Annotated in this window: 21 protein-coding genes and 1 pseudogene; 16 read left to right on the forward strand and 6 right to left on the reverse strand. The window is 71.2% G+C overall.

Annotated features, from left to right (window positions below):
• The first annotated feature begins 630 nt into the window (after nucleotides 1–630).
• The 6 genes from AB1460_RS03075 to AB1460_RS03100 all read left to right on the forward strand — a co-directional run bounded on the left by AB1460_RS03075 (nucleotide 631) and on the right by AB1460_RS03100 (nucleotide 8,682).
• The gene (locus AB1460_RS03075) at nucleotides 631–2,022 is read left to right on the forward strand and encodes an ABC transporter substrate-binding protein (protein ID WP_368959006.1); all 1,392 of its coding nucleotides are present in this window, start codon (nucleotides 631–633) and stop codon (nucleotides 2,020–2,022) included.
• A 2-nt stretch (nucleotides 2,023–2,024) separates the two neighbouring features.
• Complete coding sequence (locus tag AB1460_RS03080) at nucleotides 2,025–4,151, forward strand: ABC transporter permease subunit (protein ID WP_368959007.1); 2,127 nt, start codon at nucleotides 2,025–2,027, stop codon at nucleotides 4,149–4,151.
• Nucleotides 4,152–4,155: 4 nt separating this feature from the next.
• The gene (locus tag AB1460_RS03085; RefSeq protein ID WP_368959008.1) at nucleotides 4,156–4,845 is read left to right on the forward strand and encodes an ABC transporter ATP-binding protein; all 690 of its coding nucleotides are present in this window, start codon (nucleotides 4,156–4,158) and stop codon (nucleotides 4,843–4,845) included.
• Entirely contained in the window at nucleotides 4,842–5,549 is a 708-nt protein-coding gene (locus AB1460_RS03090) for an ABC transporter ATP-binding protein (RefSeq protein ID WP_368959009.1), read from the forward strand. Before AB1460_RS03085 ends, AB1460_RS03090 begins: the two co-directional genes overlap by 4 nt.
• Complete coding sequence (locus tag AB1460_RS03095; RefSeq protein ID WP_368959010.1) at nucleotides 5,546–6,016, forward strand: hypothetical protein; 471 nt, start codon at nucleotides 5,546–5,548, stop codon at nucleotides 6,014–6,016. The genes AB1460_RS03090 and AB1460_RS03095 overlap by 4 nt, the downstream gene beginning before the upstream one ends.
• Before the next feature lie 497 nt (nucleotides 6,017–6,513).
• On the forward strand, nucleotides 6,514–8,682 hold the full coding sequence (locus tag AB1460_RS03100; protein WP_368959011.1) for an anthranilate synthase family protein: 2,169 nt from the start codon (nucleotides 6,514–6,516) through the stop codon (nucleotides 8,680–8,682).
• Here the strand turns inward: AB1460_RS03100 and AB1460_RS03105 are convergent.
• A pseudogene (locus AB1460_RS03105) lies at nucleotides 8,643–9,071 on the reverse strand (ABC transporter permease); the annotation flags it as partial. The gene AB1460_RS03100 and the pseudogene AB1460_RS03105 sit on opposite strands and share 40 nt — an antisense overlap.
• Nucleotides 9,072–9,649: 578 nt before the next feature.
• Between AB1460_RS03105 and AB1460_RS03110 the strand changes: the two are divergent.
• The 4 genes from AB1460_RS03110 to AB1460_RS03125 all read left to right on the forward strand — a co-directional run bounded on the left by AB1460_RS03110 (nucleotide 9,650) and on the right by AB1460_RS03125 (nucleotide 14,176).
• A complete protein-coding gene (locus AB1460_RS03110; protein WP_368959012.1) occupies nucleotides 9,650–10,810 on the forward strand; it encodes a hypothetical protein in 1,161 nt (386 codons plus the stop codon).
• Between the two features lie 107 nt (nucleotides 10,811–10,917).
• Nucleotides 10,918–11,757 (forward strand): SAM-dependent methyltransferase, encoded by an 840-nt coding sequence (locus tag AB1460_RS03115; RefSeq protein ID WP_368959013.1) that lies wholly within the window; start codon nucleotides 10,918–10,920, stop codon nucleotides 11,755–11,757.
• Nucleotides 11,758–11,841: 84 nt separating this feature from the next.
• Nucleotides 11,842–12,513 carry a TetR/AcrR family transcriptional regulator gene (locus AB1460_RS03120; protein ID WP_368959014.1) on the forward strand — a complete coding sequence of 224 codons (672 nt, stop codon included), beginning with the start codon at nucleotides 11,842–11,844 and terminating at the stop codon, nucleotides 12,511–12,513.
• Between the two features lie 241 nt (nucleotides 12,514–12,754).
• Nucleotides 12,755–14,176, forward strand: a complete 1,422-nt coding sequence (locus tag AB1460_RS03125) for an LmeA family phospholipid-binding protein (protein WP_368959015.1) — start codon at nucleotides 12,755–12,757, stop codon at nucleotides 14,174–14,176.
• Between the two features lie 58 nt (nucleotides 14,177–14,234).
• Here AB1460_RS03125 and AB1460_RS03130 read toward each other — a convergent pair whose 3' ends face one another.
• From AB1460_RS03130 to AB1460_RS03145, 4 genes are all read right to left on the reverse strand, one after another.
• Nucleotides 14,235–14,798: a mycothiol transferase gene (locus tag AB1460_RS03130; RefSeq protein ID WP_368959016.1), complete on the reverse strand. Its 564-nt coding sequence runs from the start codon at nucleotides 14,796–14,798 to the stop codon at nucleotides 14,235–14,237.
• 159 nt (nucleotides 14,799–14,957) lie between these two features.
• On the reverse strand, nucleotides 14,958–16,604 hold the full coding sequence (locus tag AB1460_RS03135) for a GMC oxidoreductase (protein ID WP_368959017.1): 1,647 nt from the start codon (nucleotides 16,602–16,604) through the stop codon (nucleotides 14,958–14,960).
• 568 nt (nucleotides 16,605–17,172) lie between these two features.
• On the reverse strand, nucleotides 17,173–17,745 hold the full coding sequence (locus AB1460_RS03140; protein ID WP_368959018.1) for a heme-binding beta-barrel domain-containing protein: 573 nt from the start codon (nucleotides 17,743–17,745) through the stop codon (nucleotides 17,173–17,175).
• 161 nt (nucleotides 17,746–17,906) lie between these two features.
• Complete coding sequence (locus tag AB1460_RS03145; protein ID WP_368959047.1) at nucleotides 17,907–18,329, reverse strand: TOBE domain-containing protein; 423 nt, start codon at nucleotides 18,327–18,329, stop codon at nucleotides 17,907–17,909.
• Between the two features lie 483 nt (nucleotides 18,330–18,812).
• Between AB1460_RS03145 and AB1460_RS03150 the strand changes: the two genes are divergently transcribed.
• Both AB1460_RS03150 and AB1460_RS03155 read left to right on the forward strand, forming a co-directional pair.
• Nucleotides 18,813–19,244, forward strand: coding sequence for a Zn-ribbon domain-containing OB-fold protein (locus tag AB1460_RS03150; RefSeq protein ID WP_368959019.1), 432 nt, complete (start codon nucleotides 18,813–18,815; stop codon nucleotides 19,242–19,244).
• Nucleotide 19,245: 1 nt separating this feature from the next.
• The gene (locus tag AB1460_RS03155; protein WP_368959020.1) at nucleotides 19,246–20,391 is read left to right on the forward strand and encodes a thiolase family protein; all 1,146 of its coding nucleotides are present in this window, start codon (nucleotides 19,246–19,248) and stop codon (nucleotides 20,389–20,391) included.
• Here AB1460_RS03155 and AB1460_RS03160 read toward each other — a convergent pair.
• Nucleotides 20,284–21,240, reverse strand: a complete 957-nt coding sequence (locus tag AB1460_RS03160) for a class I SAM-dependent methyltransferase (protein WP_368959021.1) — start codon at nucleotides 21,238–21,240, stop codon at nucleotides 20,284–20,286. The two genes, AB1460_RS03155 and AB1460_RS03160, sit on opposite strands and share 108 nt — an antisense overlap.
• Before the next feature lie 388 nt (nucleotides 21,241–21,628).
• On the opposite strand from AB1460_RS03160, the gene AB1460_RS03165 reads away from it, so the two are divergent.
• The 4 genes from AB1460_RS03165 (at nucleotide 21,629) to AB1460_RS03180 (ending at nucleotide 24,806) form a co-directional block, all read left to right on the forward strand.
• Nucleotides 21,629–22,123 carry a MaoC family dehydratase gene (locus AB1460_RS03165; RefSeq protein ID WP_368959022.1) on the forward strand — a complete coding sequence of 165 codons (495 nt, stop codon included), beginning with the start codon at nucleotides 21,629–21,631 and terminating at the stop codon, nucleotides 22,121–22,123.
• A 48-nt stretch (nucleotides 22,124–22,171) separates the two neighbouring features.
• On the forward strand, nucleotides 22,172–22,978 hold the full coding sequence (locus tag AB1460_RS03170; RefSeq protein ID WP_368959024.1) for an HpcH/HpaI aldolase/citrate lyase family protein: 807 nt from the start codon (nucleotides 22,172–22,174) through the stop codon (nucleotides 22,976–22,978).
• 49 nt (nucleotides 22,979–23,027) lie between these two features.
• A complete protein-coding gene (locus tag AB1460_RS03175) occupies nucleotides 23,028–23,690 on the forward strand; it encodes a nitroreductase family protein (protein ID WP_368959025.1) in 663 nt (220 codons plus the stop codon).
• A 177-nt stretch (nucleotides 23,691–23,867) separates the two neighbouring features.
• Entirely contained in the window at nucleotides 23,868–24,806 is a 939-nt protein-coding gene (locus AB1460_RS03180; protein WP_368959026.1) for a PaaI family thioesterase, read from the forward strand.
• Nucleotides 24,807–24,846 lie beyond the last annotated feature (40 nt).

Below are 24,846 nucleotides of genomic sequence, written 5' to 3' on the forward strand. Positions count from 1 at the left end.
ATGCGTCCGGTAGCTTGCCGATCGGCTTGGGTGGCGGCCCGGTTGTGCGGCGTTCTCCGGCGGCTGTCCGAGCAGAACTGACCGGCCGGCCGGCTTGTCACGCTGCGTTGTCTGTTCCTTGTGCGTGGTAGCGGCTGGAGTGTGTCGACTCGCGTTCCGGCGATCTGAACGACGTTTGATTCTCGCTGGCAGAGTCGATAGTTTCCTCACGCCGAGAAGATCCCTTCCGGAAACTGCAAGTGGCACTTACGAAATGATCGAGCCGAGGTTGGTGCTGATGGCACGGCTGACGTCTCGGGCAAGGGCGCCTGAAACGCCGGCACAGCCGGCTGATCGCCGTGCCCTGCCGGCACTGACCTCCCCGGCCGGGCGCCACAACCTGTCTGTCTCCGGGCCGAGCTGTGCCGTCGGCCACCGGGGCGCGGCGCGTTGTGGCCCGTGGTGCCCGCTTGTCCGTCGCCGGCAGCTGCTCGGTTGCTCCAGCACGCCCAGCCCGACCTGACCTTCGTCCAGGCGCACGGTGCGGCCCCGGTGGGGCCGTGCCCGACAGCCCGGACCGCGTCCCCCGCGTCCCCCGCGGCCCCTGCGTCCGGCGGAGGCGGGGTCGGGACAGCAACAAGGAGGAAATGCGTGAGACCGCGTAGAACTGTCGCGGCCGTCGCTGCTGTCGCAGCGGTGACCGTGTTCGCTGCTGGGTGCGGCAGGAGTGGCGGCGGCGAATTAGGAGCTGAGGACACCCCGGCGACAGCGGCGGCGGAAGCGGCGGCCGGCGACTTCGGGACCCTGCGGGACGTCTGTGGTCCCGGCGACCCGAAGGGCGTGCCCGCCCAGGGCGTGACCGCGAGCGAGATCAGTGTCGGAACCTTCAGCGACGTCGGCTTCACCAAGAACTCGGAGTTCGACGACGCGGCCAAGGTCTTCACCGAGTGGTGCAACGCCGCGGGCGGCATCAACGGCCGCGAGATCAAGTACAACCTGCGGGACTCGAAGATCTTCGAGACCAGGCAGCGGATGATCGAGTCGTGCCGTGAGGACTTCGCCATCGTCGGCGGCGGCTCCGCTCTCGACGCCGGTGGCGTCGAGGAGCGGCTCAAGTGCCTGCTCCCCGACATTCCCGCGCAGACCAGCCAGGTCGAGAACCTCGGTTCGGACCTGCAGATCGACGCGATCGGCGCCGGGCACTCCTTCGCCCGCTACGCCGGTTACTACACCTGGCTGCTCAAGGAGGCCCACCCGGCCTCGGCGAGCGCGGTCGGCGTCATCGCCGGTGACTCGCCCGTGACCAAGGTCATCGGCGACCAGACCGTCGAGGCGCTGCAGAAGACCGGCGGCACGGTCGTCTACCAGGACCTCTACCCGGCCGCGGGGGTGTCCGACTGGACCCCCTACGCCCAGGCTCTCAAGAGCAAGGGTGTGAAGGGCCTGGTCTTCCAGGGCGACTTCCGCAGCCTGGCGAGCCTGGAGCAGGTGCTGAAGGCGATCGACTACAAGCTCGACTGGATCGACGCGAACAGCAACGCCTACGGCACGAACTTCGCCGAGCTGGCCGGCGACGCCATCGACTTCCAGCCCAACTACGCCGACCTCAGTGGCGTGGCTCCGCTCGAGGCCGCTGACGACATCCCCGCGCTGGAGCAGGTCGAGGAGCTGTACGAGGAGTACGCGCCGGACGCCGAGATCACCTTCCCGGCGCTGCGCGCCTTCTCCGCCTGGCTGCTGTTCGCCACCTCGGCCTCCGAGTGCGGCGACGACCTCACCCGCACGTGCCTGTACGAGACCGCCCGGGAGCAGAACGACTGGACGGCCGGCGGGCTTCAGGCGGAGGTCGACATCACCGAGGCCGACGCGCCGCTGAAGTGCTTCAACGTGGTGCAGGCGACGCCGGACGGCTGGGAGATCGCTGACTTCGAGCCCGACGAGGGCGCGTTCCGCTGCGACGCGCCCGAGGTCCGGTACACGGGTGACTACGGTTCTCCGCTCACCCTGGCCAGTGTCGGCAAAAGCCTGAGCGATCTCCAGTAGCCATGGAGCAGCTGTTCACCTTCGGGATCGTGGGTCTGAGCACCGCGGCCATCTACGCCATCATCGGCAGTGGCCTGGTGCTCACCTACACCACCACCGGCGTGTTCAACTTCGCGCACGGTGCGGCCGGCATGATGGCGGCGTTCGCGTACTGGCAGCTCACCGAGGGCTGGGGGCTGCCGGTACCGCTCGCGCTGGTCCTTGTTCTGGTGGTTCTCGCACCCGCGTTCGGCCTGCTGGTCGAACGCGTGGTGCTCCGGCCGATCCAGGGCCTGGGTGACGCCGAGCGCCTGGTGATGACGGTGGCGATGCTGAGCGGTCTCATCGCGGCCGCCCGGTGGATCTGGGACCCGAACGAGGCCCGGTCGCTGCCGAGGTTCTTCGAGAACACCGACGCGATCGACATCGGGCCCGCCACGATCACCTGGCACCAGGCCCTGACCATGATCGTGGCGGTGGCCGTGGCGATCGGCCTGCGGATCCTGCTGTACGGGACCCGCATCGGCGCCGAGATGCGGGCCAGTGTCGACGACCGGGCCCTGGTGGGCCTCACCGGAGCCAACCCGGTGCGGTCCAACCAGGTCGCCTGGATCCTCGGCACGCAGCTGGCGGCGGTCGGCGGCATCCTCATCGCGCCGGCCGTCTCCCTGGACGCCTCCCAGCTGTCGCTGCTGATCGTGAGTGCCTACACGGCGGCGATCTTCGGGCGGCTGCGCAGCCTGCCGCTGACCTTCCTCGGCGCGGTGGTCGTCGGGTGCCTGGAGAGCTACCTGACCGGGTACCTGCCGCAGAACGACTACCTGCCCGGCCTGCGGCTCGCCGCACCGGCGCTGCTGCTGTTCCTGTCGCTGCTGGTGTTCCCGCACCGGCGGCTGCGCGGGCGGGACACGAAGGCACGCCCCGTGCCGACCCCGTCGCTGCAGGGCGCACTGCTGTTCGCCGGCGGCGTGGTGGTCTTCGGGCTGGTACTCGCCTCGCTGCTCGGCGAGGGAGATCTGATCACCTACGGGCAGATCTTCTCGTTCGGTGTGATCGCGCTGTCCTACGTCCCGCTCGCGGGCTACGCGGGGCAGATCTCCCTGTGCCAGCTGAGCATGGCCGGCATCGGTGCGGCCGTGTGGGCGCACGCGGGTGCCGACGGCCAGCTGTGGGCGCTTCCGCTCGCGGTCGCGATCGCCGGCGCGGCGGGGGCGCTGATCGCGCTGCCCGCGCTGCGGCTGTCCGGTGTGTACCTCGCGCTGGGCACCACCGCCTTCGCCGTCATCCTCGACCGGTGGATCTTCACCCTGCCCTCCTTCGAGGTGCTGGGCCTGAACATCGCGCTGTTCGACGGCGGCACCGTCGACGTCGCCGGACCGTCACTGTTCGGCTGGCGCCTCGACGACGGCTCCGAGCTGATGGTGTTCGCCGCCATCTGGCTGGCTCTCGGCTCGCTGGCGATCGCGATGCTGCGGCGCGGCCGGTTCGGTCGTCAGCTCATCGCGCTGCGCGACAGCGAGGCGGCCTACGCGACGCTCGGCGGCAACCTGCTGCTGTCGAAGGTCGCGGTCTTCGCGCTGTCCGCGGGCATCGCGGGCCTGGGCGGGGCGCTGTACGGCATGCAGCAGCGCTCGGTCACCGCCGAGCAGTTCGGCCTCGTCGCCGGGCTGCCGCTGTTCCTGGTGGCCGTCGTCGGCGGGCTCACCGCCGTCGGCAACGGCCTGTTCACCGGTGTGGCCGTCGGCGGCTCCTTCCCGGTGATCTCCGCCGCGGGCGCGTTCGCGCAGAACATCACCTCGGTGCTGCCGGCTCTCGCCGGGCTGGGGCTGGCCAGGAACCCGGACGGCGCCGTCCCCGAGATCCGTTCCGGGTACGAGCCGCTGGGCCGGAACAAGCCCGTGCTGGGTGGCCTCATCGTCGCTCTCGCGGCGCTGTGGGTCGCGCAGCTGCAGGACGTCCTGGACGGCTGGCTGACATTCGGTCTGGCCCTCCTCCTGATCGTCGCCGCGCAGGTCGCGGCGTCCGCGCTGGAGCAGGCCCGGACGGCCCGCTCCACCGAGACGGACGTCCCCGTCGAATGGTGGGGCGTGCGGCGGGAGTGGCGCCGGGAGGACGAGGAGGTGCTGGCCCGTGGCATTGCTGGAGGTTAGGGAGGTGACCGTCGCCTTCGGCGGGGTGCGCGCGCTCAGCGACGTCGCCATCTCCGCCGAGCAGGGAAGGATCACCGGCCTCATCGGACCCAACGGGGCGGGCAAGAGCACCCTGTTCGACGTCATCACGGGCCTGCGCCGGCCGTCGTCCGGGCAGGTGTTCATCGAGGGCCGGGAGGTCACCCGCCTCGGCCCGACGCGGCGAAGCCGGCACGGGCTGGCCCGGACGTTCCAGCGGCTCGAGCTGTTCGGCCGGCTGACCGTCCGGGACAACCTGCTGGTCGCCGCCGAACTCGGCGCGAACCGCCGGCACGCGGCCGAGCTGGTCGACCAGATCCTCGACCGGCTCGGCCTGACCCGGCTCGCGGACACCTCGGCCGACACCCTGTCGACCGGCGCGGCCCGGCTCGTCGAGGTGGCGCGGGCACTGGCGGCGCAGCCCAGACTGCTGCTGCTGGACGAGCCGGCCGCCGGCCAGGACCCCGAGGAGACCGAGCGGTTCGCGGACCTGCTCCGCTCGCTCGCCGCCGAGGGGGCCACCGTGCTCATCGTCGAGCACGACATGGACCTGGTCATGAGCGTCTGCGACGACCTGCACGTGCTCGACCTCGGCAAGGTGATCGCCTCCGGGCCGCCGGCGGAGATCCGGCGCAACGAGCAGGTCCTGGCGGCCTACCTGGGGGATGCGGCGTGACACCTCTCCTGGAGCTGCGTGACGTCCGTGCCGCCTACGGCAAGATCACCGTTCTGCACGGTGTGAACGTGAGTGTCTCCGCCGGCCAGGTGGTGGCGCTGCTCGGGCCGAACGGCGCCGGCAAGACGACGTCGCTGGGCGTCGCCGCCGGCACCCACCCCGTCCAGTCCGGCCAGCTGCTGCTGGGCGGGCGGGACATGACCGGGGCGAACCCCCGCGACCTGGCCCGGGCGGGGGTCTGCCTGATCCCCGAGGGCCGGGGGGTGTTCCCGAACCTGTCCGTCCGCGACAACCTGCTGATGATGACCTTCACCGGTCACAGCCGCGCCGAGATCGAGGCCGTCGCCTTCGAGCGGTTCCCGATTCTCGCGAAGCGGGCCAACCAGCCGGCCGGCAGCATGTCGGGCGGCGAGCAGCAGATGCTCGCGCTGGCCCGCGGCCTCGCGACCGATCCGGCGGTGCTGCTGCTCGACGAGCTCTCGATGGGGCTGGCACCCCTGGTCGTCGGACGCCTCTACGAGCAGGTCGCCGAGATCGCCCGCCAGGGTGTCGGCGTCCTGGTCGTGGAACAGTTCGCGGCTGCCGTTCTCGGTATCGCCGACCACGCGGCGGTCATGGTGCGCGGTCGCGTCGAACGAGAGGGCGCCCCCGACAGCGAGCTGCGCGCCGAACTATCCGCCCTCTATCTGGGGAGTTCCACATGACGACTGACTCGCGCGCGGACCGTTTCGTCCGCGAGCTCGGGGAGTTGAAGATCCCCGATCCGGCGGCCGGCCGGCCGCGCCTGTGGGTGCGCCTCGGCGTGGTGCTGATGGCGGCGGGCGCCGCGCTCGCCATCACCGCGTACGCGACGTCGCACGGCACCCGCGACCCGCTCGTCCAGCGCGACGCGCTCGCGCTCGGGCTCGGCGGGATCACCGCCGCGGTCATCGGCGCGGCGCTGTTCCTGCGCTACTCGCTGACCGGCTTCCTGCGGTTCTGGATGGCCCGCCAGTCCTATGACCTGGCTCTGCTCGGCGACCGCTTCGCCGAGCCCGGCACCGTCGCGACCCCGGCGGCGGGCACCGCGGGCGGGGCGGCCAGGCCGGCAGTCGAGGAGGTCGAGGCCACCGAGGGGACTCCGGATCCGGTGGCACCCCACCCCACGGCGAAGGAGACCGTCTCGACCTGACGGCGCGGCCGCGTTCCGAACCTCCAGCGCCGATCGGCGTGCCTTTGGTGCCCGGTGCCCGAGCCTTCGGTACCCGCTCCTGCTTTACCGCTCCGGGCCAGCCCGCACCATGATGGGCTGGCCCGGAGTTTTTCTCTGCGTCCGTATCCCGGCCCGGCCCGGGCAGGCGCAGGCCGCAGGATCCGCCGGTCGCGCCGATCACCGTAGTCTTCCGCGTCCGAGCCGGGGCGGTCGGGCCTGATCCGGCTGCGCCGGCCGGCCATGCCTCCGGGGGCTGGGACCCGCCGGCCCGCCGGCCCCGCCGCCGTGGTCGATCGCGATCGGCTACAGTGACCGCATGCACGCGTTGAGGAACCTCTGGTGGCCCGCCCCGGTGGCGGCCCACCTCCTTCGCGCGTAGACCCATCACGCGGCCGCCCCGTCCGGCGGCCGTCGTCGTTTCCTCAGCTCGGGCGGGCCGTCCGGTCCCGGCGGCTCCCGACCTCGAGGAAACGATCGTGAATCTGCTGCACGACCTGCTCGCGGCCCTCTCCGCGGGAACCGATCCCGGCCCGTTCGCGCTGATCCGGCGGGACGGGGCCGACCACCTCGACGTGCTCGTCGGGACGGTCGAGACCGCTGGCCGGATCGCCGACATCGACCTGCCGCCGGGGCCCGCCGGACCCCGCGTGCTGGCGCTCGTTCCCTACCGCCAGCTCGCCGAACGCGGCTTCACCTGTGTCGACGACGGCACCCCGCTGGAGTGCCTGCGCGTCGATGCCTGGGAGCGGGTCGGCCTGCCCGCCGCGTTGCGGGCCCTTCCCGACGAGGACGTCGTCTGCGAGGGCGGCGCCTTCGACCCGGGCGACGAGCCGTACGCGCGCACGGTGGAGGCGGTGCTGCGGGACGAGATCGGGCGGGGCGAGGGGTCGAACTTCGTCATCCACCGCACCTACACCGCCTCGATCGCCGGCCCGCCGGTCACCGCGGCCCTCGCGGTGCTGCGCCGGCTGCTCACCGGCGAGCGCGGCACCTACTGGACGTTCGTCGTCCACACGGGCACCCGGCTGCTGGTCGGGGCGACCCCCGAACGCCACGTCAGCGTCGAGGGCGGGCTGGTCATGATGAACCCGATCTCCGGCACCCACCGGCTGCCGCCGACCGGACCGGACCGCGAGGCGCTGCTGGGCTTCCTGGCCGACCGCAAGGAGATCGACGAGCTGCACATGGTGCTCGACGAGGAGCTGAAGATGATGGCCCGGGTCGCCGACGAGGGCGGCCAGGTGCTCGGCCCGTACCTGAAGGAGATGTCGAGCCTCGTCCACACCGAGTACCTGCTGGTCGGGCGAGGCCGGCTCGACGTGCGGGACGTCCTGCGGGAGACGATGTTCGCGCCGACGGTCACCGGCAGCCCGCTGGAGAACGCGGCCAGGGTGATCGCCCGGCACGAGCGGCGCGGGCGGCGGTACTACAGCGGAGTGCTCGCGCTGTTCGGCACCGACGAGTCCGGCGGGCAGACGCTGGACGCGCCGATCCTGATCCGCACCGCGGAGATCTCACCAGCCGGCGAGCTGCGCGTGTCGGTCGGTGCCACCCTGGTGCGCCACTCGACACCGGCAGGGGAGACGGCGGAGACCCACACCAAGGCGGCCGGGATCCTCGCGGCTCTGGGTCTGCTGTCGCCGCCGGGCGGTTCGGCGGGCCCTGGTTCGGGTGGCGGTGCCTCGGTGGCCTCGGTGGCCTCGGTGGGAGCGGTGGGCGCGGGCTCGGTGGGCGGGGAGCTGGCAGGAGCTGTCCCGCCGGCCACGTTCGGAGACGATCCGCTGGTCGCGGACGCGCTCGCGGCGCGCACCGAGCGGCTGGCCCGGTTCTGGCTGCTGGACAGGCAGGCCGGCGTGCCCGCGCCTGCCCCGCTCGGCGGCAGGTCCGCACTGATAGTGGACGGTGAGGACGCCTTCAGTGGCATGCTCGCCCACCAGCTGCGCGGTCTCGGCCTCGCCGTGACGGTGCGGGACTGGCGGGATGCGGGAGACGCCCGGGACACCGCCGGGTTCGACCTGCTGGTCGCCGGCCCGGGCCCCGGTGACCCGACCGTGCGCGACGATCCGCGGATGACGGCCCTGCGGTCGCTCGTGGCCGGGGCGCTCACCCGGCGGCGGCCCCTGCTGGCGGTCTGCCTCGGGCACCAGCTGCTCGCCGATCTCCTCGGGCTGCGCCTGCACCGGCGCGAGGAGACCTCCCAGGGGCTGGCCCGGGAGATCGACTTCTTCGGCCGCCCGCGCCGGGTCGGGTTCTACTCGACGTTCACCGCCGTCTGCGCACAGCGCGAGCTCAGCACGCCGTTCGGCACCGTCGAGGTCTGCCGGGACGTCGTCGACGATCCGGCGCCGCCGCCGGGCGGTCACCCGGTCCGCGCGGTGCACGCGCTGCGCGGGCCGACCTTCGCCGGTCTCCAGTTCCACCCCGAGTCGGTGCTCAGCGAGGACGGTTTCGCACTGCTCCGCGAGGTGCTGTCGGCGTTGGTGCCGACCACGGCGCCGCGGGTGGTTCAGCCGCGTGCGGAGTCGTGCCAGGAACCGACGACCAGCCGTGCGGCGAGACCGAACAGCCAGAAGACCACCAGCCCGAACAGTGCCGAGGAGATGATGGCGGCGAACAGCGGCGCGGACGACAGGTCGCGGGTGTAGTTGTCGATGAGGGCACCGATGCCCACGTCTCCACGACGGAAGAAGAAGTCGCCGACGATCGCGCCGATGACCGCGAGCCCGGCCGAGATACGCAGGCCGGCGAAGACCGCGGGCAGGGCGCTGGGCAGCTCGAGGTGCACCAGCCGGCGCCACCGACCGACCCGGCGCAACGTGAACAGGTCGTGGTGGCCGGCGTCCACGGACTGGATGCCGAACAGGGTGTTCGTGATCATGGGAAACATCGAGATCACGACACAGACCACGGTGCGGGACCAGAAGCCGTATCCGAGCCAGAAGCCGATGAGCGGGACGATCGCCAGCACCGGGATGGTCTGCAGGAGGATGGCCCACGGGTAGAAGGAGTTCTCGATCCAGCGCGCCTGCGCCATCAGGATCGCCGCGGCGATGCCGAGGGCCGCGGCGATCGCGAGCCCGACCAGGGCGACCTTGGCCGTCCCCGCCAGTGCGGTGAGGATCTCGTCGGCGGTGCGGCGGTCCAGGAAGCCCTCGGCCACGATCTCGTGCGGTGGCGGGAGCAGGAAGCGGCGCCGGGGGGCGAGGAACCAGTAGCTGACCGCGTACCAGATGCCGGTCACCACCGCGAACACGCCCAGCGGCGGCAGCACCGTCCGCCCGGCTCGGATTCCGAGCGACCGAAGCGCTGCGTGCGTCCCACCTGCGCCAGGTGAGCCCCAGCGCTCGCTGACACGGACAGCGGGAGGGGCTCCCGGCGTGGCTGGATCGGGGGCTTCGCCGTCGGGCACGCCGGAACACTATCCGTACACGAATGCGGTGAAGGTACCTGGTTGCAGGTGAAATCCGAGGGCGTGGGAGGCTGGCGCCCGAATTGGCAGGTGACAGATAACGGGGGGACCTGTCACTGTGGCGACCCGCCGCCCCGGGATTCACGTCCGGCTGTTCCTGCCTGTCGTTCCTGTCCTTCCCTGTGCCGAGGAGAGCAGAGCACGTGACGAGACTTCGTTCGGTGGCGGCCTGGGCCTGCGCCGCGGGCCTGGCCCTCGGACTGGCCGGGTGCGGTGACTCCGAGTCAGACACGGAAGCGGCCGCCAGCGCCGCCGGGGCAGCCGCCGGGGCGAACTACACCACCCCGCTGAAAGGTGTGTGCCCGGACACCGTCGTCGTGCAGACCAGCTGGTGGCCGGAGGTCGACTACGGCTCGACCTACCAGCTGCTCGGGCCCGACCCGAAGATCGACGCAGGTGCGTTCTCGGTGTCCGGGCCGCTCGGCGCCACCGGCGTCGACCTGGAGATCCGGTCCGGGGGGCCGGCCGTCGGCTTCGACCCGGTCACCGCGCTGTTCGAGAAGGACGACGACATCCTGCTCGGCTACCTCGACCTGGACGAGGTGATCCGCAACTCCGCCGAGCACCCGTCGGTCGGCGTGCTCGCCCCCTACGCGAAGTCACCGCTGATGTTCTTCTGGGGTGACCCGGCGCTGGACTTCACCACCCTCGAGGACATCGGCCGGTCCGGGAAGACGGTGCTGGTCGGGGACGAGTCCTACCTGAACGCGCTGGTCGGCGAGGGCCTGTTCCAGCGGTCCCAGATCGACAACTCCTACACCGGGGACATCAGCCGGTTCGTCGCCGAGGACGGCGGGATCGTGCAGGCCGGCTTCGTCACCGACGAGCCGTACCGGCTCGAGCACGACGTCCAGGAGTGGGCGAAGCCGGTGAAGTACGTGCTGGTCGGCGACGAGTACCCGGCCTACGCCAACGTGCTGGCCGTCCGCAAGGACAAGGTGGCGACGAACCAGGAGTGCCTGTCGAAGCTCGTCCCGCTGTTCCAGCAGGCGATGGTCGACTACCTCGCCGACCCGGAACCGGCCAACGAGCTGATGATCGAGGTCACCTCGAAGCTGGAGACCGCGGGCTACGAGCTGTCCACCGGCCTGCTCGCGGACGGGAACACCCGGCAGCGCGAGCTCGGCCTGGTCGCGAACGGCAGCGACGGGACCTTCGGCAGCTTCGACAGCGAGCGGGTCGAGAGCCTGATCGGGCGGCTCACCCCGGGCCTCACCGAGGCGGGAACACCTCCGGCCCCGGGCCTGAAGCCCCAGGACATCATCACCAGCGAGTTCATCGACCGCTCCATCTCGCTGAGCTGACCGGCCCGTCGGCGCGGTGCCCGGACCTCACGTCCGGGCACCGCGCCGACGGACGCCCCGCTCTGCGATCTCTGGCGATTCGGCCTCGAAGGGGAGCCCAGACAGCCGTGACCGACAACCAGCCGTACCCGCCCCCGACCTTCGACACGACCCGGCCGCACTCGGCCCGGGTCTGGAACTACTACCTGGGCGGCAAGGACAACTTCCCGGTCGACCGGGCGCACGGCGACCGGACCATCGCGGTCTTCCCGCAGATGGTGGACGTCGCCCGGTCGTCCCGGGCCTTTCTCGCGCGGGCCATCACCTATCTGGTGGCCGAGGAGGGCGTGCGCCAGTTCCTCGACGTCGGCACCGGCCTGCCGGTCGAGAACAACACCCACCAGGTCGCCCAGCGGATAGCGCCGGAATCGCGGGTCGTCTACGTCGACAACGACCCCATGGTGCTCATCCACGCCAGGGCGCTGCTGGCCGGTACACCCGAGGGTGTCACCACCTATCTCGAGGCCGACGCCCGCGACCCGGATCGCATCCTGGAGTTCGCCGCCGAGACGCTGGACTTCACCCGGCCGATCGGCCTGATGCTGATGTCGATCATGGGTCTCATCGCCGACCTCGACGAGGCCTACTCCATCGCACGGCGGCTCGTGGCCGCACTGCCCGCCGGCAGTTTCCTGGTCCTCGAGGACGGGTCGGACGACCGGACGTCAGCCCCGGCGCCGGGCCCGGCGGCGGGCAAGGACCATGATCTCGGCGTCGACGACCTCAACGTGGTCACCACGGACGGAAACGGATACCACTATCGCACCGTCGACCAGATCAGGGTTTTTTTTGACGGCCTCGAGCTTGTCGAGCCCGGAATCGTCTCGCCGCCTTACTGGCGCAACGACCCGGGGCCGGACGGTCCGTTCGCGCCGTTGGAATCCTGCGGCGTCGGTCGCCGGCGGTAATTGGTGCGCGCCGGCTCCGTACCGGGGCCGGCGCCCTCCGCGAGCGCTTGACCGGCATGGCGACATGATGCTTGTATCCGGCCCATGCCGGTAGTGACCACCTCGAGTAAGAAGCAGATCCTCCTCGCTGCCGAGCGCCTGTTCGCGGTACACGGAATTGAGGGGATCTCGCTGCGGCAGATAGGTGCTGCCGCCGGCAACGGGAACAACTCGGCGGTGCAGTACCACTTCGGCTCCAAGGACCGGCTGATCCAGGCGATCTTCGAGTACCGGCTGCCGTGGCTCCATCAGCGTCGGCTGGACCTGATGGTCGAACGCGGCACGAGCGACCTGCGTGGTCTGGTCGAATGCCAGGTGCGCCCCCTGATGGAACACAGTGAGATAGCGGACAGTTACTACCTGACTTTCGTGGCCATGCTGAAGCAGTACGGCCGCCGCGACATCTTCGGGTGCATGCCGGAGCCGATGCGCACCTCGTCGCGAGAATTCCAGGAACAGCTGGCGACGTACCTCCCCCACATCGCCGAGCCGCTGCGCACGAACCGGATCGCGCAGGCGATGTCCCTCGTCGTCGAGGCGACCGCCGAACGCCAGCGCGCACACGCGGCCGACCAGCCGGTGCTGCCCTTCGAGGTGCACCTGATGGACCTTCTCGACGCCATCATCGGATTCATGACGGCCGCGGTGTCCACGCAGACCCTCGACGCGCTCGCCCACACCACACCGGCCCCGCTCTCCTGGGCGAGATTCATCTAGGAAGTGAAAGCCGGGGGCGTCCTGCGGGCCCTTCGGTGAACGGCCCCGGGCGGGCGGACCGGGCCGGCCGGTCTCGGCCAGCGTTTCCCTGGGTTCCGTGACCGAAGGATGCCGGAATCGTCTGCATTGCGTGACCACACGTCATTCCCGGCTCCTCGGGAGCGGGCCGGCTCGGCAGTAGGCTCGGGGCGGACGAAGCTCGGGCGGCCACCGGGTCACCAGGACCGGCACGGAACGGGAGATGGTCTTGGTGGATCAGGGCGGCGGCGAGGCAGGGTCTCCGACGTCGGCCGACCGGGGCCGAGCGGCCGCCGCGGAACCGGGCGAAGGTCAGCGCCCGGCCGGCGACGAGTCGACGCTGTATCTCCCACGCGCAGCCGTGCCCCGGCCGGAGACACAGCCCCAGCCTGAGACACAGCCCCAGCCTGAGACACAGCCCCAGTGGGAGGAACAGCCCCAGTGGGAGGAACAGGCCCAGCCTGAGACACAGCCCCAGCCCGAGACAGGCCATCAGCAGATCCCCGGCTTCGCGGGACCGCGGCCCGCCGCCGGTCCGGCGGACACCTTCCGTTCGGAGTGGGCCCGTCCGGTCGCGGGGGAGGTTCCCGGCCCCCAGCCGTGGGCGGAGGTGCCACCGACCCGCAGAGCGGACGGCTACGACGACGGGTCGCACGGGGATGGCAGCACACCCTGGTCGGCTGCCGGCAACCAGTGGGGGCCGCCGCCCGGGGACCCGCGGTGGGCCCCGCCGGGAGCGGGCCCGGCGCCGGGTGCGGGCGTCGCCCCGGACGGTGGCCCGGGCGGTCCGGGTGGTGGTTTCGGCGGTCCGGGTGCTCCCGGCGCCGCGGGTGCGCCTTCCGCCGGCCGGCGGCGGCGCAGGCGGTGGATCGCCGCCCTGGTCGCGCTGGTCGTTCTGCTGGTGCTGCTCGTCGTCGGCGACCGGCTCGCCGTCGCCGAGGCCGAGGACCAGATGGCCAGGCAGGTCCGCACGAGTGTCCTGGAAGCGCTGGAATGCGGCGCGCCCGCGCCGACGGTGCGTGACGTCAGCATCGGGGGCTTCCCGTTCCTCACCCAGATCCTGCTCGGCAAGCTCGAGGACATCAGCCTCACCATCGAGGGGATCGCCACCCCGGGGCCGCAGATCTCCGAGGTCCAGGCCAGGCTCACCGGCATCCACGTGCCGTTCGGCGACATGATCTCCGGGAGCATCGGTGCGGTGCCGGTCGACGACATCCGGGCGAGGGTGCGCGTCGACTACGCGGACCTGAACGCCTACCTGGCCACGCTGCCCGGCGAGATCCAGGTCAACCCGGTCGAGGGCGGGCGGCGGATCGAGATCTCCGGGCGGATCGACATCCCGCTGCTCGGCGCGCAGGAGGTCGGCGGCGTGACCACCTTCGAGGTCCGCAACAACCTGCTCACGATGGTGCCGAGCGAGGTCACCCTGCGCGGGGCGCTCAACTTCGCCATCCCGATTCCCGGGGGCTCGCTGTTGCCGTCCGTGCCGATCCCGGTCGGCCAGCTGCCGCTGGACCTCGTCATCGCGCAGGCGTCCAGCGGGCCCGACGGGCTGTCGCTGACCGCCACGGCCCACGACGTCGTCCTGCCGAAGGCCGCGGACGAGCCGCGCCAGTGCCCTCCCGGCACCACCGGGTCGGGCTGACGTCCGGCTCCAGGCGCGAGGCGCCGGGCGTCATGAGCGAGGCGTCAGGAGCCAGGCGTCAGGCGGGGTGGATGAGCCCGCGGGCGAAGGCGGCCTGGCCGGCGTGCTGGAGGTCGTCGGAGACCACGCTGACGAGCCGCACCCCGAGAGTCACCGGGGGATCCCAGGCGGTGTCGACGACCCGCGCGAAGTCCTCGTCGCGCAGCCCGGCCACGTAGCGGGCGGTCTGCGCGTGGACGGCGTCGTGGTAGCCGAGCAGCAGCGCCGGGTCGCTGACCTGGACAGCGTCCACGTCGGCGGAGCTGTGCCCGTAGCCGATCGAGCGATACCCGTCCTGCGGGCCCGTGTCGAGGGCGAGCCCGAACCGCTTCTCCCACCCGTCGGCGTGCCAGACCTGCGGGGTCGCGGCGACGCCGGCGACATGGTCGTCCTGGACCCGGCTCAGGTGCCAGACGAGCCAGGTGATCGAGTTGGCCCGCCCGTCGAGACGCTGGTTGAGCTCGGCCGGTTCCAACCCGTCCACCACCTCGTGGACGACGTCCCGGATGCGACCGAACGCGTCGAGGAGCAGGGTGGTGCTGGCGGGAGTGCCGGGGAGACCGGCGCTGGAGTCGTCTGTCATGTCCACCTCCTGGCCGCGGGAACCTCTCGGGAAACCATGCCCGGGACGAGTCCCCACCACCGCACCGACCGGTACGGAGCCGCGGGGGCGGCGGCCAGGAGGTGGTGACCGCGGGCAGCGCCAGCTGACGGGTAGTGCTGCCACGGTGTCGGTCCGGCGTCAGAAGACGCGGAGGACGTCCTGACGCACGATGGTGGCCAGGCTGTGCTCGGCGAGCGCCGCGATCGTCATGGACGGGTTGCAGGCGCCGGTCGAGCCGGGGATCCGCGAGCCGTCGAGGACGTAGAGGCCGCGATGCCCCGCCACCCGGCCGTAGAGGTCGACCGCCGACCCCATCGGCACCCCGCCGAGCGGGTGCCAGGTGGACTGCGCCTGGGCGTTGGTGTCGATCATCATGCCGCCGCCGACCTGGGCGAGCTGCTGCATCTTGCCGGCGATCTGCTGCTGCAGGGCGGCGTCGGCGCCGGTCGGCCAGGTCAGGACGGCGTCGTCCTTGGCGCTGTCGTATGCCCAGGTGCCGACGGGGTTCACGATGCCGAGGCCGACGACCGTCAGTACCTTCTGACCGTTGGTCGGCACCGGTGATCCCGCGTGGATGACCGTGTAGGGGATCGTGGCCTGCGGGTCGCGGCCGCCGACGCAGGCCGGCCCCCCCTGCGCGGTGCCCGGGTCGCCGTTCATGCCGACCCAGGCGAAGATCCGGTCGCCGTTGTTGCCCCACTGCGTGCCGATGGAGTCGGGCAGGTTCGGCACCAGCCCCTTGGCCTTCGCCTTCACCAGCAGCCGGGTGGTGCCCGCCGAGCCGGCGTTGAGGAACACCGCGTTGGCGATGATGGTCTTGCGCTCCTGGACGACACCACCGGTGTCGATCCGGTCCACGGAGAGCACCCAGCGCTTCAACGAGTCCAGCGAGATGTCGCGGACGACGTGCAGCGTCGCGACCCGGACCCGCCCGGTGGCCTCGGCAGCCGCCAGGTAGGTGACGTCGATCGAGCGCTTCCCGCCGTTGTTGACACCGAAGGCGATGTCACTGGTGGTGTAGGTGGGCGTGTAACGGCCCGCCAGCTCGCCGCGGACGAAGTTCCAGTCGATCGGCAGCGGCACCGGGACGGACTGCAGCCCGGCCTGTGGGGCGACGTCCCGGAACAGCCGGGAGGACTTGTACGGGTCCGTGTTCAGGATGTCGTTGGGAATGGTGGAGATCCCGAGCATCCGGGCCACCATCGGGTAGGCCCAGAAGTTCAGCTCGTCGTAGAGGCCCGCCGCCACCGGAATCGACTGGGCGAAATGCTGTTTGGTGGGCTGCAGGGTCATGCCGTGGTACATCAGCGAGCCGCCGCCGTACGCGGCGCCGCAGTTGATCGTCATGTTGTTGCCGGGAACACTCTCGATGACGCCGACATACGGGTCCCAGTTCTTCACGACACCGCCGACGACGGCGTGGTCGGTCAGCCAGGACGAGCGGTTGTCGATGTTCGCGAACCGGGAGAAGGTGTTGGCGTTCGGGCCGGTTGGCCACCGGATGCCGCGCTCGAGGACCAGGGTGGAGACACCGGCCTGGGCCAGCCGCAGCGCGGTGACGCCACCGCCGAAGCCGCTGCCGATGACAACGGCCCGCTCCCGCTGGGTGCTGGTCGGGACGGCTGCCGGGGCGGCGGCGCGGGCCGGCGAGGCGACCGAACCGGCGGCGAGGCCGCCGGCGACGGCAGCGCCGAGCGCGGCCGTGCCGAATAACTTCCGTCGGGTGACGGAACCACCGCCGGTGAGCGGGCGCTCGACGGGCGTGTCGGATGGGTTCTCGGGCATGGCAGGTTTCTCCTGGGCTGTTCGCAGGGTTTCGGCACGCGCGGACACCGCACGAATACCGTCGCGGAATCCAGTCGCCATGAATCGCGGCGCCTCGAATCCGGCTTCGCGCGGTGAGAACACAGGAACAGCGGGCCGCCCACCGGAGCGGAAATGCTGTTACTGGAACCGGTCGACGGTCAGGGGCCGGCGGCACCCGGGCTTCGTCTTCGACGGAACAAGGAGGGAACGAAGTAAGTGCCCGGGACACCTCCGGCCTTTTGCCTCCGCGCGTCACCCAGCATCGTGAGGGGCCGGCTGTGTGTCAATAGATTGCCCCGTGACCCGGGTCGTTTGTGCGCCGGGTAAAGGTCGCGGGTTTACTGGTTTCCGGCCGCCTGCGGGTACGACCGCGCAGGTCACGCCAGCTGTCGCCGGTGTCCATCCGTGTGTGGAGAAAAGAACGTCCCGCCGGTGCATGTATGGCACCGACGGGACGTTGTGTACCGAGAGAGTGGAGATGAGCGGGTGCGGGGAGTGAGCCCCGGAGAACACCCGGTGTTGCGGCGTGCCTGGGCGGCCGGGGGAGTCAGGCCCCGGCAACCCTGTGCAGGACGTTGCGGTCGGTGTGCGCCACCGGGTCGGCGACCCGGGCGTGTGTGATCGTCGTGGTCGAGTCGTAGGAGAGACCGCCCTCCGCGGACACGGCGACGGTCACCTCGTACAGCGTCGTGTTCGCCGCCCGGGCCAGGTACGGGTTCGACAGGATCCCGTAGGTCGTCGATCCGAGCTCGGAGCGCAGCGTGAAGGTCGTCGCGTCCGCGGCGACGGCAGCTCCCGCGATGAGCACCTGGCCGCGGGGGACCATGAAGCACCGCATGACGTGGCCGAGCACCGCGTCCCACAGCCAGTAGCCGATCTCGGTGTGGAACGCCTTGTCCTCACCGTGCCGCCACGCGGCCATGTGGTAATCCAGCCCGTAGAGCTGCTGGGCGCCGTTGTCCACGGGCCCGAACGGCTTGAACGTGATCTTCTCGCGGTAGGGGGTAGTGATCATCGAGCCTTCGGAGTTGCCGAAGGCGACGTCCACGCCCTGGTCCCCCTCCCACTCGCCGGCGAGAGCCGCCAACGGGCCGAACTCCGGGCCAACCTGTTCCGCCACCGCCAAGCCCTCCTCGGGACAAACCGCCCGCAACCGGTGCGGGGCGGACATATCGCCGAAGATACGTGGTGATAGGGAGCTGCTGGCGCTGGTAGGCCGCAAGGAGCACGCTCCCGCGACTTTGGTCAGGGGGCCTGGGCCATGCGGCGGTCACGCGGTGGTCACGCGGCGGCGAGGGCGACCTCCGTCGACTTGACCAGCGCGGTCACCTGTGCGCCAGCCACCAGGCCGAGGTCCTTCACCGCGTCGAGGGTGATCGCCGCGGTGAGCTGCCCCCCGTTGTCGAGCTCGAGGTGCGCGACGGCCATGGCACCGCCGGCGTCGATGGAGGCTACGGTGCCGCGGAGCTGGTTGCGGATGCTGAGGCCCGCCACGCTGCCCGTGGCCAGCGAGACCTCGGTGGACTTGATGAGCACGGCGACCTCGCCGCCCACAGCGAGCTTCAGGTCCTCGACGGCGTCGAGGGTGACGGCGGCGGTCAGCTCCTGGCCTCCGGCCAGCGTGATCGACACGGTGCTCATCACGGCTCCGCGGGTGATCTCGCTGACGGTCCCGGTGAGCTGGTTGCGCACGCTGAGGTTCATGGTCGGCTGCATCGTCTGCTCCCTGCCTGTCGAGGCGTCGTCGTGTCGGCGTCGGTGGCGACCCTGCCTTCCCTACCCCCGGATGCGTCCCCACACCAGCGGGACGGTCGCCATCTGGTGCCGACGGGGCTCGACTGGTGCCGACCGGGCGACGGGGGCCATCGGTGACTGCCTGTGTGCGTCGCGGTGCCCGCAGCCGGGATCGTTCCCGTGCGAGTGTGGGCGAGAAGGGCATATGCTGCATCTGAGAGTCAGCTGCTCTCGGCTGCCCGCTGATCGTCCCGTCCTGGCGAGACCGCCAGCCGGGCGATCCGAATGACGTGGAGGGTTGGAACCCGTTGCTCGTCCCTCCAGCGCCGGCGTGGCACCGGCACGACGCCGTCGTCAGTGCGCCTGGCACGCTCTCGGGTTTGCTCCTTTGTCCTTTTCCTGGGTGAAGCCGGAGACGGTTTGTGGGCCGGTCGTGATGCTAGGAGTGTTCTGATGGCTCAAGTTCCTTTTGCTCCCGAGGTGTTCACGTGGCCGGCGGAGAGTCCACAGCTCATCGGTGCGCGGTGTGGGAGCTGCGCGGCGGTGACGTTCCCCGCGCAGGACGCGTGTCCGCGGTGCGGGAAGCTGGAGATGGCGCGGCATCTGCTGCCCCGGGAGGGGACGCTGTGGACGTGGACGACGCAGGAGTTCCTACCGAAGGCGCCCTACGCCAGTGGGGAGACGCCGGAGACGTTCCGGCCGTTCGCGGTCGGTCTGGTGCAGCTCGGGGACGACGTGCGCGTCGAGGGCCGGCTCACCGTGAGTGACCCGGAGCAGATCAGTTTCGGGATGGGTCTGGAGCTCGTGATCTATCCGTTCCGTACCGACGAGGACGGCACCCAGGTGATGTCCTACGCGTTCGCGCCGTCCGAGGGAGGACACTGACATGGAGGACGTCGCGATCATCGGGGTGGGTATCCATCCCTTCGGGCGTTTCGGTGACAAGTCCGCGATCCAGATGGGGGCGGAGGCTGTCCGGGCCGCTCTCGCCGACGCGGGTATCGAGTGGAAGCAGGTGCAGTTCGCGTTCGGGGGCAGCTGCGAGGTCGACAACCCCGACGCGGTCGTGGGCCTGCTGGGGCTGACCGGTATTCCGTTCATGGACGTGTACAACGGCTGTGCGACCGCGGCGACCGCGTTGGAACTGACCGCGGACGCGATCCGCTACGGGAAGTACGACATCGGTCTGGCTGTCGGGATGGACAAGCACGCGTTCGGTGCGTTCACCGCGGATCCCGTGCACTACAGTGCGCCGCCGTGGTACGGCGACATCGGTCATTTCCTGACCACGAAGTTCTTCGGCATGAAGATCAACCGTTACATGTACGACCACGGGATCTCGCACCGCACGCTGGCCCGGGTCGCCGCGAAGAACTACCGTAACGGTGTCCTGAACCCGAACGCGTTCCGCCGCAAGGCCATCACGGAGGACGAGATCCTGTCCTCGGCGATGCTGAACCACCCGCTGACGAAGTACATGTTCTGCAGCCCCGACGAGGGGGCGGCCGCGGTGATCCTGTGCCGGGCCGACATCGCGCGCCGTTTCACGTCCACGCCGCTCTACCTGCGCGCGAGCACGCTGCGGACCCGGACCTACGGGGCGCACGAGGTCCACAGCTCCTGGGCCGCGGTGGAACCCGCCGACGCCCCCACGGTGTACGCGTCCCGGGCCGCGTACGAGACCGCGGGGATCGGCCCCGGTGACGTCGATGTCATCCAGATCCAGGACACCGACTCCGGTGCCGAGATCATGCACATGGCCGAGAACGGTTTCTGCGCGGACGGCGACCAGGAGAAACTCCTCGCCGAAGGCGCGACCGAGATCGGTGGGCGGCTGCCCGTCAACACCGACGGCGGACTCATCGCCAACGGTGAACCGGTCGGCGCCTCCGGGCTGCGCCAGATCCACGAACTCGTCCTGCAGCTACGCGGGCAGGCCGGCGACCGGCAGGTCCCCGGCACCCCCCGCGTGGGCTACGCCCAGCTCTACGGCGCACCCGGCACCGCCGGCGTCTCCATCATCACCACCTGACAGCCGTGCGGGTGGGGCGCCCCGGTGCGGCGCTCCACCCACACCGCACCCCTGCCCCGACCACGCAGCAGGCCCGGCGCCTGCTGGTCCTCCGGGTCGGCGCAGCAGCAGGGCGTTCTCGACCCGGAAGCCCACCTGTCCGTTCGGGCGGGACATCGGAGCCTCGTACATCTCCCGAAGGTCCACCGCCCAGCCGTCCACGGCCGTACCGAGCTCGGCGCGGACATCGTCGGGGGTGGTGAGCCGGGTGTGCGGGACCGTCCTCGGCTGCCACGACGGCGCACCGGAGTGGCTCGCGATCAGGAGGCTGCCACCGGGAGCGACCCGCGCCGCCGCCGCGCGGAGCACCTCGTCGCGGGGCATCCCCGTCGGGGAGTGCAGGAACATCGCGATCACCAGCCCGAACGGTCCGGCGGGCGGACCGTCGGTCAGGTCCCGGCACAGCCAGGAGATCCGGTCTGCGACACCCGCCGCCTGCGCGGCCAGGGCTCCCCGCTGGAGCGCGGTCGGCGAGACGTCGACCGCGGTGACCCGCCATCCGCGGGCCGCCAGCCACACCGCGTCACCGCCCTCGCCGCAGCCCAGGTCCAGCGCTGCCCCGGACCCCGCGACCGCCGCCGGGTGCCCCGGTGCCGCCGCCGCGGAGCCGAGCTCGCGGACGAGCAGATCGTTGGGGGCGCCGGACCACATCCGCTCCGTCTCGCGGTAGCGCCCCTCCCAGAACCGACCGCACTCGCCGCGCGCGCCGGGCGCCTCGGCGGCGGGGGAGGGGCCGGTGGAGGAGGAAGGCCCTGTGCTCGGATGCCGGGTGTTCGGATGCGGGGTGTTCTCCGTCGTCGGCCGTGCCATGAGCCATCCTCCGGTCACCGGCAGCCGCCGTGGACCGGACCAAGGGCCCCGCGCCACTGGACCTTCGGCTGGCCGCGCCCGCCCGCCCGCCGCGCCCGCCCGCCGCCGCGCCCGCCGTCAGATCCGCCGATGACGACGTACCGGCGTTGTGCCCCGCTTCTCTGCTGCTGCCCGCGTTCAGCGCGCCGGTTCGCGGCCGGCCGACGGAAAGCGATGTCTGCCACCAGGAACACCGCATCGCTCGACCGTGACCCGGAAAGCTGCTATGTGTACCCGGCGGCAACAGGTGTCTCACTGGTTGGTAAGCGCGTTGACAGTCGTGTTGTCAGGTCCGTACAGTACAGGACGTCATGCGTCGTGAAATCGGCGAAAACATTCAGGTGGAGATGTGAAGCGCATTCAGCAGCGAGGGCTGTATTTCGAGGAACTGCAGACCGGTGTGGTCTATGCCCACAGCCCGGGCCGCACGGTCGGAGAGGCGGACAACACGCTGTTCTCCACCCTCACGATGAATCCGCAGAGTCTGCACCTTGACGCCGCGGCAAGCGCGTCGACGGAGTTCGGCGAGCGGCTCGTGAACAGCCTGATGACGATGTCCATCATGGTCGGTCTGAGCGTCGCGCAGCTCACCCAGGCGACCACCGTCGCCAACCTCGGCTTTGGCGAAATCGCCTTCCCGGCGCCGGTCCTGATCGGTGACACGCTCTACGCCGAGACGGAGGTCCTGTCGAAAAGGGACTCGCGGTCGCGGCCCGACAACGGCGTGGTCGTGTTCCAGCACCGGGCGCTGAACCAGAAGGGTGTTCTTGTCGCCCGGGCCGACCGCACCGCGCTGATGCTGCGCGTCCCGGCTGGTTCCGGCGATTCCGCCGCGGCCGGCTGAACGGTCCGTGGTTCTGATACGCCGGGCTGTGTCGAGCTGGGAGACAACGTGACCGAGTGGACCCTGGGATCATCCCTTCTGTTCTGCCCCGCCGACCGGCCGGAGCGATACGGGAAGGCGCTGGCGGCGGCCGACACCGTCATCATCGACCTGGAGGACGCCGTCGCCGCGGCGAACCGCCCCGAGGCCCGCAAGGCCCTCGTCGGGAACCCGGTGGATCCCGCCCGCGTGATCGTGCGGGTGAACCCGCGTACGACGGCCGACTACGACGAGGACATGCGCGCCCTGGCGCAGACCGAGTACCGGGTCATCATGCTGGCGAAGACCGAGAGCGCCCAGCAGGTCGAGGACGCCGCGCCCTACCAGGTCCTCGCCCTGTGCGAGACGGCCCGCGGGGTGCTGGCGTCCGCCGAGGTGGTGCGCGCGCCGAACATCGTCGGCGTCATGTGGGGCGCCGAGGACCTGATGGCCTCTCTCGGTGGCAGCGGCAGCCGCCTGCCGGACGGCACCTACCGCGACATCGCGCGGTTCGCGAAGTCCACGGTGCTGCTCAACGCCGCCGTCGCCGGGGTGCCCGCCGTCGACACGGTGTTCCTGGACGTCCGTAACGTCCCCGCGCTGACCGCCGAGGCGGACGAGGCGGTCGCCTGCGGCTTCGTCGCGAAGGCCTGCATCCATCCGTCGCAGGCCGCGGTGGTGCGCCAGGCCTTCCAGCCGTCCGCCGACGAGGTCGCCTGGGCACGGCGGGTCGTGGCCGGCAGCGCGGACAGCGCGGTGTTCCTGCTCGACGGCCAGATGATCGACGCCCCGGTGTTGGCGCAGGCCCGTCAGATCCTGCGCCGGGCGGAGGGCTGAACCCGGCCGGCGGTGTCGCCGGCAGCGGCAGTGAAGGAGTTCAGGACAGATGAGTGATCTGGAACCCGGGGCAGCGCCCGCGATCGACCTGCGGGAGGCCATGCGCACCGCACGGTCGCTGCGCCGGTTCCGGCCCGACCCGGTGTCCGACGAAGTGCTGGCCCGGTGCCTGGAGGCCGCGACCTGGGCTCCGTCCGGCTCGAACGCGCAGGCGTGGAAGTTCCTGGTGCTGCGCTCGCCGGAGGTCCGCGCCGTGCTGGGCCCCGCCTTCAGGGAGGGCTGGGACTGGGTTCGCACCATCTACGGCCAGTCCGCCCAGGCGCCGCCGGCCGATGACACCTCGCGGCAGGCCCGGCTGACCCGCACGATGCTGCACCTGGTGGACAATTTCGAGAACGTGCCGGTCTACGTGCTGTTCTGCTACCGGCTGACCGGGTTCGTCCCGGAGTTCATCGAGGGCGGCTCGATCTTCCCGGCGATGCAGAACTTCCTGCTCGCCGCCCGTGCCGAGGGCCTCGGCACGGTACCGAGCACCTGGTTCACGTTCGCCGAGGACAAGCTGCGCTCGATCATCGGCATCCCGGACGACTGGCGTATCGCCGCGCTCGTGGCGGCCGGCTGGCCGGTGGGCAGACACGGGCCGGTCCGCCGCCGCCCGCTGCACACCGTCACGGCTCTCGACACCTGGGACAACCCCTTCCTGACGCCCTGATCGCCGAACGCCCTGATCGGCGACCTGGCACCTCTGATGTGTCCTTGCTGACACGCACACAGCGTGGCTTGTCGTAGGCAGCCAGGCCCCCGGAGGATGCGAGGATCGGTAGTGCCCTTCGTCCCGACCTGGACGGATAGCCGCCGCCGGCGGTGACCACGGGGAGGGGCTTCGTTCGTGACCAGCAGATCCGGTCTGGCACCAGGCGTCTCCGTCCCGCGTGCGCGGCAGATCCCGCGGGATGACAGCGGCACTCCCGCCCCGGCCGGCGCCGCTGATCGGGGCGAGCCCACCGAGCTGGCGGAGCCCACCGAGCTGGCGGAGCCGAGCGACGGCATCGGCGGCCCGCAGGCGCTCTTCCGGGTGTCGGGCTACCGGCCCGGGCCGGACGGCACCGAGCTGTCGATGGCGGTGGGCCCCTGGCTGGACGGCGTCGGCGGCACGCCAGCGGTGGGCGCCCTCGGCATCCTGGCCGACGACGTGCTCGGCCGGCCCGTCTTCGTCAGCCGTCCACCCGGGACGCATCTGGTCACCTTCGAGCTGTCGGTCGAGGTCGTCCTGCCGCCGCCGTGGGCTGGGCCGCGCCTGCTCGCGACCGGAACGGTCGTCGCCATCGACGCGGCCCGTGGCCTGTCGCGCTGCGAGATCGTCGACGGTGGGGGGCGCCTCGTCGCCACCGGGCGCGCGCACCTGCGCCTCGTCCCGGCCGGCTGGTCGCAGCCGGAGGGCATCCGCGCGAGCACTCTCACCGCCGCCGCCGCCGCCGACCTCTCGGCCCGCGACACCCTCGGCCCCGCCGGCTCGACCGGTGCCGGTCGCGGCGGCCCGATCGTCGTTCCGGGCCGCCCCGAGTTCGGCAACGGCAGCGGCGCCGTGCACGGCGGGATCCTGTTCTGCGGCTCCGAGCAGGCGGCCGCCGCGGCAGATCCGGAGGGGCGCCTGACGACGACCTCCGTCACGATCCACTACCTGCGCCGGGCCGACCTGGCGGATCCCGTCGTCTACGAGGTGCAACCCGAGCACCAGGGGCGCTCGGTGGCCGTGTACCGGGTGACCGCCCGCAGTTCCGGCGGCAGGCCCTGCTCGATCGCCACGGTGGCCCGCACCGTCCGCTGACCCGCCTGACCCGCCTGACCCGCCTGACCCGCCGTCACGC

The sequence above is a fragment of the Parafrankia sp. FMc2 genome, assembly GCF_041008525.1.
In the GTDB taxonomy this organism is placed as follows: domain Bacteria; phylum Actinomycetota; class Actinomycetes; order Frankiales; family Frankiaceae; genus Parafrankia.